We start from the raw sequence: 1,021 nt of genomic DNA, 5'->3' as shown, positions 1-1,021 counted from the left end.
CCCAATGGTGGCAATATTTTTCATGTGACTCGTCCTCCTGAGTACGTTTTGTTTGGCACTATGATGCCGTATACCGGGGGGCGGGTCCATTCCATTAAAAACCGATCAACCCGCTGACCTGAAGCGGATCGAAAACCAACCAACCCAACAAGATCGCGCCAACCACTCCCATGACACCAAAAAAGAGGCCACCAGCAAGATGGCCTTTATATCCAGGCAGATATCACCATATATTGAAAAAAACTAGATTGCATCACCAGGACACACACTGCGCAAAATAAACTGTCGGACCTCATCATAGAGTCCAGGCACGGTGTATGGGGTCAAAAAGCGGGTACGAACAGCACCAACAATACTGCCATAAATCATAAATGCGGTCTGGGAAATCGGAACATCCTTCATAGACCCGTCTGCAACACCCCTTCTGAGAATTTCTTCAATCAAGTCAGTCAATTCCTTGAATTTTGCTCCGATCTTGTTTCGATCAAGATCAGGATTGTCATCGCTGAATGGAGAACACCGAATCACGGTTGGAAATGTCTTTTCATTGTCCAAAGTAAAATCCAGATAGGCCTCAATAAATGTTCCAAGGGCGTCGTGTCCGGTTTTGCACGACTCGATTTTCTCACTGAGGACACCCATCATCGTGTCGATCAATTCGCTCCCTGCGGCCATGAACAAATTTTCTTTGGACTCGAAATAATGAAAGACCAGTCCTGAAGCCACACCGGCCTGCTCAGCCACCATTTTCATCGTTGTCCCGGCATATCCACACCGAGCAAATATTTCCTGTGCCGCGCATAAAATACGCTCTTTTTTCCCAATCGACACTCGACGCTCCCCATGTCCTGCATTGATTTATTGCTGTTCCTGACTAGTACGCTCACAAAATTTGTTCAAGCGGTATTTCACAAACAGCGCACAAAAATACCATGTCGGCACTCCAAGGCTTAATCTGGTAACAGTACCAGTAAAAGTGAAGCTCAAAGGAGGCCGACATGGCTAGGATTAAAATATCATC

General features: G+C 46.2%; 1 protein-coding gene. It reads right to left on the bottom strand.

Annotation, left to right across the window (positions count from 1 at the left end; translation table 11 throughout):
• Positions 1-243: 243 nt before the first annotated feature.
• Positions 244-831, bottom strand: coding sequence for a TetR/AcrR family transcriptional regulator (locus tag GO013_RS16640; RefSeq protein WP_343219595.1), 588 nt, complete (start codon positions 829-831; stop codon positions 244-246).
• Between the last annotated feature and the right edge of the window lie 190 nt (positions 832-1,021).

Origin of the sequence: Pseudodesulfovibrio sp. JC047 (assembly GCF_010468615.1) — a bacterium.
Classification (GTDB): Bacteria; Desulfobacterota; Desulfovibrionia; order Desulfovibrionales; family Desulfovibrionaceae; genus Pseudodesulfovibrio.
Note: the sequence above shows the minus strand (reverse complement) of the source record. Positions and strands in the feature narration are given on the sequence as shown.